Source organism: Treponema sp. R80B11-R83G3 (assembly GCF_054786115.1).
Window position 1 is genome coordinate 1 of the sequence record NZ_BDHF01000069.1, and the last position, 6,613, is coordinate 6,613.

Annotated in this window: 9 protein-coding genes and 1 pseudogene; 5 read left to right on the forward strand and 5 right to left on the reverse strand. The window is 42.7% G+C overall.

Annotation, left to right across the window (positions count from 1 at the left end):
- A partial coding sequence (locus ACYVRH_RS09505) for an SUMF1/EgtB/PvdO family nonheme iron enzyme (RefSeq protein WP_461256678.1) occupies nt 1–867 on the forward strand: 867 nt, incomplete at its 5' end.
- A 43-nt stretch (nt 868–910) separates the two neighbouring features.
- Complete coding sequence (locus ACYVRH_RS09510) at nt 911–1,324, forward strand: hypothetical protein (protein ID WP_461256679.1); 414 nt, start codon at nt 911–913, stop codon at nt 1,322–1,324.
- A gap of 69 nt (nt 1,325–1,393) precedes the next feature.
- Here ACYVRH_RS09510 and ACYVRH_RS09515 read toward each other — a convergent pair whose 3' ends face one another.
- Together ACYVRH_RS09515 and ACYVRH_RS09520 are read right to left on the reverse strand one after the other, a co-directional pair.
- Nucleotides 1,394–1,927, reverse strand: a complete 534-nt coding sequence (locus ACYVRH_RS09515) for an ankyrin repeat domain-containing protein (protein ID WP_461256680.1) — start codon at nt 1,925–1,927, stop codon at nt 1,394–1,396.
- Nucleotides 1,928–1,999: 72 nt separating this feature from the next.
- Complete coding sequence (locus ACYVRH_RS09520; RefSeq protein WP_461256686.1) at nt 2,000–2,302, reverse strand: helix-turn-helix domain-containing protein; 303 nt, start codon at nt 2,300–2,302, stop codon at nt 2,000–2,002.
- 269 nt (nt 2,303–2,571) lie between these two features.
- Here ACYVRH_RS09520 and ACYVRH_RS09525 point away from each other — a divergent pair, with 269 nt between their 5' ends.
- On the forward strand, nt 2,572–2,778 hold the full coding sequence (locus tag ACYVRH_RS09525; protein ID WP_461256681.1) for a hypothetical protein: 207 nt from the start codon (nt 2,572–2,574) through the stop codon (nt 2,776–2,778).
- 67 nt (nt 2,779–2,845) lie between these two features.
- On the forward strand, nt 2,846–3,313 hold the full coding sequence (locus ACYVRH_RS09530; protein WP_461256682.1) for a hypothetical protein: 468 nt from the start codon (nt 2,846–2,848) through the stop codon (nt 3,311–3,313).
- Between the two features lie 277 nt (nt 3,314–3,590).
- On the opposite strand, the gene ACYVRH_RS09535 is transcribed toward ACYVRH_RS09530, so the two are convergent.
- Entirely contained in the window at nt 3,591–3,974 is a 384-nt protein-coding gene (locus ACYVRH_RS09535; RefSeq protein ID WP_461256683.1) for a HepT-like ribonuclease domain-containing protein, read from the reverse strand.
- Entirely contained in the window at nt 3,964–4,287 is a 324-nt protein-coding gene (locus ACYVRH_RS09540) for a nucleotidyltransferase family protein (RefSeq protein WP_461256684.1), read from the reverse strand. Before ACYVRH_RS09540 ends, ACYVRH_RS09535 begins: the two co-directional genes overlap by 11 nt.
- 208 nt (nt 4,288–4,495) lie before the next feature.
- On the opposite strand from ACYVRH_RS09540, the pseudogene ACYVRH_RS09545 reads away from it, so the two are divergent.
- Nucleotides 4,496–5,290, forward strand: a pseudogene (locus ACYVRH_RS09545) (DNA gyrase subunit A); the annotation flags it as partial.
- Here ACYVRH_RS09545 and ACYVRH_RS09550 read toward each other — a convergent pair.
- A partial coding sequence (locus ACYVRH_RS09550; RefSeq protein WP_461256685.1) for a DNA gyrase subunit A occupies nt 5,191–6,613 on the reverse strand: 1,423 nt, incomplete at its 5' end. The pseudogene ACYVRH_RS09545 and the gene ACYVRH_RS09550 overlap by 100 nt on opposite strands.

Genomic DNA, 6,613 nt, shown 5'->3' on the forward strand with positions numbered 1-6,613 from the left:
AAGGCAAGCCGGAATAAAAGAGGAAAATTTGAAATGAAGAAGTATATTGCTTTGTTTGAATACGATGAAAATGGCGGGTATGGTATCGTTTTCCCTGATCTTCCCGGTCTTGCTTCTATGGGCGATGATTACGATGATGCCTATCGAATGGCGCATGAGGGTCTTGCTTTTCATTTAGAGGGTATGGCAGAGGATGGGTACCCAATACCAAAACCCCGTACTTTTGAGCAAATAAAAGCAGAATGGGGGGCTGTGGAGCAACAGGCGAACCGCCCTGAGATCAAGGGGGTCCACATTGCTGTAGGTTTAAGCTGGTATGACGCGCTGGTGTTATGCAACAAGCTGAGCATGGCTGAGGGGCTGACCCCCGCGTACCGTATTAAAAACAGCACCGATCCCGCGAAATGGGGAACAGTGCCGACAGAAAGAAACAGGACGTGGGACGCGGCAGTAATCGTTGCCGGTTCCACCGGCTACCGTTTGCCGACTGAAGCGCAGTGGGAATATGCGGCTAAGGGCGGGATTATGCAGGATGATTACACGTATGCGGGGAGCGATACTGTAGGAGATGTCGCGTGGTATAAAGATAACAGCGACAACAAGATTCACAATGAAGGGAGAAAACAGCCCAATAGTATTGGCTTATATGATATGAGCGGGAACGTGTGGGAGTGGTGCTGGGACTGGGGCGGACCCTACTCCAAGGAGGCGCAGACTGATCCGGTTGGCCCCAGTGCTGGCGACTATCGGATTAAGCGCGGCGGTCATTATAATGCTGATAAATCTTTCGCGCGTTCGGTGCATCGGGGCGCCATCGAACCGTACATTAGGGACAACTACACCGGTATCCGGCTGGTGCGTCCCTGAGGGGGAAGTATGGAAGATAGGGTACACTTTTTTGGAATGAAAAATGGATGAAAACAACCAAACAGAGAAAAAGGTAGCCCAAGACATTTTCAACAAGGAGACGGGCAAATTGATGTTTTCCACGTTTCCGGACGCTTTACGTGTTGACATTCAGTACAAATTGGCAAGAGACACGACGGATACGACTGCGGAATTTACGTTGGAGGGCATAGTCAACTTCGGAGGCAATACCCGAACCTACGCAATGCCGGACGATGGATACATTTTGGAAAAACTGAAAAATCTGCCGCCTGCGGAAAGGCGGCTGGTGTTTGAATATCAAATAGTTATGACGCCGGACGGTAAGGCTGGGTACGGCGAATGGGCGCTGGACGACGGCAAGGTACGGCTTTTTCGTAATCATCCCGGTGTGGAACAAATCTTTTCTGAAATTAGTATGCTGGAAGCCGCCAAGTGAGCGCAATAGTAGCAGGTAACAGTCTAAATAATAGTATACTATACAATAATCGGATAGAATTAATTCCCATTAACGCCGTTCCCCTGAATTTTCCAAAATCTTGATAATATCGGGATAACCCTTGCTTTTAGCGTGCGCCAACGGGAGGACGCCGTCTTTATCCGGCAAATTAACATCCGCGCCGGAATCAACCAATAAACACACAACTTCAGTATGCCGCTTTCCTCCGTCGCCCAATATGATCGCCTCAAGCAACGCGGTCCACCCAATCTTGTTAATATGATTGACACGGATATCTGTTTTTAAAAGTTCTCTGATTATTTCAACATGACCCCGGTCGGCGGCGCGGATAAGCCCTGTCCCGTTGTAACTGTCCGTACAGTGCACATCCGCTCCTGCGTCAATCAGCAAATCTACAATTTCAAGATTGTTCCTATAAGTGGCAGCCACAAGAGCGCACCTGCCCTCCCTGTCTTGCGCGTGGATATAAACACCCTTCTTAAGCAATGATTTTACGGCTTCAATATCGCCTTTGTCCGAGGCGGCTATAAGCTGTAAACCGTCTTTTCTTGCTTGCTCTGAATAAATTGATTCTGCTGTCATATATGCCTCCTTTAGATTTTATCAATATTTAGTAAGGAAAAGTATAGCGGTTGGCGAGAAAAACAAAAATCTTTAATAATGATTAATAATTTTAGAAGCAGCTTCATTAATCTTGCTGATAATTTCCTGCTTTTGTAACGGCGTTAAAATTCTAATGTCCGTTGAAGCGTTATTTTGAAATAAACAATACGATTCAACTTCTAACGCTGACGCTATTTTTTCGATCATGTCGGGGGATGGGAATTTTTTTCCCACTTCTATTTCTGCTATATAGGCTTGGGAAGAATCGCATATTTCAGCAAGCTTCGCCTGTGAAATTTTGAGGGTTTTTCGGAAATCCTTTAAATTTGCGATAAAAAGCTCTTGAAAAGTCATCAATTAACCCACTTTTTGCTATTTTTCATCAATTTATATGCTAATTGGTAATAAATTCCTTTACAACTCACGTAGAGCACGTTATAATAATTACCATATAGCAAGTTAAACGAGGTATAGATTTTTATAAATTAACGGGTTTTAAATAGGAAATTTGTTTTTTACATGGAAGAAATTTATGAAAAAGAACAAATGGTTTATTTTGGCAGCCTTGATAGGCTTGGTGCTGTCGGCAAGATTTGCACTTGTTTGTTGTGATGAGTTATTTCGTGGAGGATGTCGTAGTAGCGATTTTTGAGGTTGTTTTTAGAAGTAACAGCAACGTGCCTGATACCCCTATATATAACCAATCCAACACATTGCTTTTTTCATTTCGTGTACAAGCGGACAGCGTTGTATTCCAGCGGAATACAGTCTGTCTTTTGTATAACTTTGCCGTTGGCAAAGTTTCCGCCCATAAAGGCGGTTCGCAATGAGCATTGCTCATTGCGCAATCTGCGTGATTACCCGTCTATAAAAGACGGAATCACACAAGGAGTGACTATGAAAAAAATAGTTAAACTTTTCGTAGCTATGCGAAGCATAGCAATTATCGCCTTTGTAGCGGTAATCGGGTTTTCAATGATCGCCTGCGATGACAGCGATAAAGGAAAAGATGAACAACAACAGCAGGAGACAGACTCTTTTGCAGGAGCATGGATTTCGAGCAACCAACAAAGAATTGAGGCATCATGGGGAAACTGGAAATATCAGGAATCTGTTATGAGTGTTCATTTTAGCTGTATTCGTGGTACTTATACGGTATCAGGAAATAATGTATCCCTTGTCATAACTGAAGTTAATACAAGTTTTATGTCATGGGATCAACAAACCGTTTATCCAGGAGATACATGGACAGCTTATGCTAATCTGTCAAGTGAAATGAAAAGTGAGATTCCGCAGACTTTACAAATAACCATAACGAATAATCGGTTTACCTATATGGGAGATACCTTTTCAAATGGTTTGTAATTTTTAAAATTTAGGGTGGCCCTTCTATTTTATGGGGACTGCACTAACTTTGGTACACGCCAAGTGCTTGTTACCCGAATTGCGTAGTGCCGTCAAGAAATTGGCGGCACTATCTTTAGTACACGCCGAGTGCCAGACACCTATAGCTATTTGTTAATTTCATCGGCTTTTTCTTTGGATGACGGTAGCTAAGAAGCCGATGGTAGTCTTCGGCAGGGTCAACAGGAATGTATTTCACACAAAAAGGTTATGGGTTCGTTTCGGCGGTTTTTTCTTATTACAGGCTTTTATTAACATTATGTTTTGAATTGATATATTCCTTTAATTCATCAATTTTATCCAATTCTTTTAATAACGCCTGAATCGAATCCTTTGATATTTTCCACGTTCTTTCAGCCAGTATTTCCCCATAATCATGCGCTAATTTATTCCGTAAACCAATGATGTTTTTCCACGGAATATTTTTAAGGTTATTTTGGACATCAATACTTATTTTATTTGCGGCTTGACCTATAACTTCCAACTGCCTTTCTACCGCCAATCTTCGCATTTTGTCTTTCTCAAATTGATGATATTCTATTGAATTTGTAAATTCATTTATATCAAAAATACAATCTATAATATCAATAAAATACGATAAATCATTTTCACTAAGCGGCATATATTATTTCCCGTGTTGATAATATTCTGTTTTTCCTAATGGGATTTTTAAGGGCTTCTTTTTCCACAATATCAACATCTCTTTTCAATAACTTTGAAAACTCGTTTTCCAAATCCATTAAGTCAAACAATGAAATTTCCGCATTATTGCCAAAGGAAACAAGAATATCCACATCGCTATTTTGATTAAAATCATCTCGAATAGACGAGCCGAATATCGACAATTCATTTATATGATATTTTTTACACAAAGGAATAATATCCTTATAATCAAGAGAAATACCATTTTTCCGCAGTTTCTCAATCGTTTCCATAAAATTTATTATATGTTATTCCCAAGAATTATGCAAAGTTCAATAACTCTCCCCTCTTTGTGATTTTTGTCCCTTTGCGCTCTTTGTGAGAACTCTTAACTCTATACCCCCGTTTGATCAAAATCTTCAAAAATAGTATAATACCAGCAGTATTTACTCATTTAAGGATAAAAAAGTGGCAAAGATCGATACAACCGGAGAATTACCAATAAACGAGCCTACAGGCAAGGTAATTCCCATAGCGATAGAAGACGAAGTAAAAACAGATTATCTCAATTATGCAATGTCGGTCATTGTCAGCAGAGCCCTACCTGATGTCCGGGACGGGCTTAAACCCGTCCACAGAAGACTGCTTTACGCTATGGATACCCTCGGTTTGCGCCCGGGCGGAGGCACAAAAAAGAGCGCCCTCATCGTTGGCGAGACAATGGGTAAATACCACCCCCACGGCGACTTGTCACTGTACGATGCCCTTGTCCGCATGGCGCAGGATTTTTCACTTCGCTACCCGTTGATAAAAGGGCAGGGTAACTTTGGCTCAATAGACAACGACCCTCCTGCGGCCATGCGCTACACTGAGGCGAAAATCTCAAAAATTGGCGATGAGATGTTGCAGGACTTGCAAAAAGAAACGGTCAATTTTATCCCTAACTACGATGAATCTTTTATGGAGCCGTCCGTACTACCTTCGGCAATTCCCAATCTGCTGATTAACGGCTCCAGCGGAATTGCCGTCGGTATGGCTACAAATATGGCGCCCCACAACCTTGGCGAAATTTGCGACGCAATTTGCGCCCTTATCGATAACCCCGACGCTAATAACGAAGACCTTATGCGCTTTGTCCAGGGCCCCGATTTCCCCACAGGAGGGACAATTTTTGGCAGACAGGGAATTAAAGAGGCTTATAAAACAGGGCGCGGAAAACTCCTTGTCCGGGGCAAGTTCAGTGTCGAAACTACCAAACAGGGTAAGGAAAAAATCATTTTTACGGAAATTCCCGTCAATTCATCGCTCTTTGACAGTTTCATGCCGGTAACTCCACGCGAAGAACGACCCATTGCGCGTATATGCTCCTCGTGGGTACGCAGCGCCTGACCTCGGCGGGAAATTAGTACTACTTCATCGTTGCCCTTTGTCAACAACGCGCTGACCAATTTATCGCCTTCGTCAAGATTTATCGCAACAATGCCGCGAGTTTTTGCGTTGGCAAATTCGCTCGTTTTTACTTTTTTGACAACGCCGCAAGCGGTTCCCATAAACAGATATTCGCTGTCGCTAAAGTCCTTAAGCGATACAATCGCTGTTATATCCTCGTTTGGAGAAACCGTAAGCAAACTCTTGATATGAGAGCCTTTACTGATTTTGCTCCCTTCCGGCAATTCGTGGACTTTCATCCAATACGCCTTGCCCGCGCTTGTGATAAACATTATATACTCGTGTGTTGATGCGACAAATAGTTGCTGAACAAAATCATCCTCAACTAGTTTTGCGCTCTGCGTTCCCTTGCCCCCGCGACCTTGATTTTTGTAAGCGGAAACAGGAACACGTTTTACATAGCCCAAATTCGATATGAGAATCATCATTTCTTCTTTTTTAATCAGGTCTTTAATATTGATATTTTCAACTTCTCCGGCGTCTATTTCTGTGCGGCGTTTGTCGCCATATTTTTCCGCAACTTCCCTTGTCTCGTCTTTTATTACTCCACGCAGTTTTTTCTCGTCAGCTAAGAGGGATTTATAGTAAGCGATGCGGGTTTTCAGTTCAGCGAGTTCTTGTTCAATTTTTTCAACTTCAAGGCTTGTTAGGCGGCCAAGACGCATTTCTACAATCGCTTCGGATTGGGCTTCGGAGAGTAAAAAGCGTTCTTGCAATTTGAGGCGGGCAGTCGCCACATCGCGGCTGGCTTTGATTACGGCGATAACTTCGTCAATGTTTGCAAGAGCGATTAAAAGCCCTTCCAGGATATGGGCGCGTTCCTCTGCTTTGCGTAAATCATAACGGGTACGGCGGGTTACCACATCGACTCGATGTTCTACAAAGTAATGAACCAATTCTCTCAATGTGAGTAACTGCGGTTTGCCCCCTACAAGTGCCAAATTGATGATACCGAAGCTTGTTTGAAGCTGTGTGTTCGAGAAAAGCTGATTTAGAATGACTTTGACAATCGCGCCTTTTTTTAATTCGATAACAATGCGGATACCGTCACGGTCGGATTCGTCATTTGCGTTGGAAATGCCATCAATTACTTTATCGCGCATAAGTTGACCGATTTTTTCCAGTAAGAGGGCTTTATTTACGTTGTAGGGAATTTCCGTAAAAATGATT

Bases quoted from the DNA above. Each gene is read 5' to 3' on its own strand.
- ACYVRH_RS09510 (WP_461256679.1), top strand. From the start codon at position 911: ATGGATGAAAACAACCAAACAGAGAAAAAGGTAGCCCAAGACATTTTC.
- ACYVRH_RS09515 (WP_461256680.1), bottom strand. From the start codon at position 1,927: ATGACAGCAGAATCAATTTATTCAGAGCAAGCAAGAAAAGACGGTTTA.
- ACYVRH_RS09520 (WP_461256686.1), bottom strand. From the start codon at position 2,302: ATGACTTTTCAAGAGCTTTTTATCGCAAATTTAAAGGATTTCCGAAAA.
- ACYVRH_RS09530 (WP_461256682.1), top strand. From the start codon at position 2,846: ATGAAAAAAATAGTTAAACTTTTCGTAGCTATGCGAAGCATAGCAATT.
- ACYVRH_RS09535 (WP_461256683.1), bottom strand. From the start codon at position 3,974: ATGCCGCTTAGTGAAAATGATTTATCGTATTTTATTGATATTATAGAT.
- ACYVRH_RS09540 (WP_461256684.1), bottom strand. From the start codon at position 4,287: ATGGAAACGATTGAGAAACTGCGGAAAAATGGTATTTCTCTTGATTAT.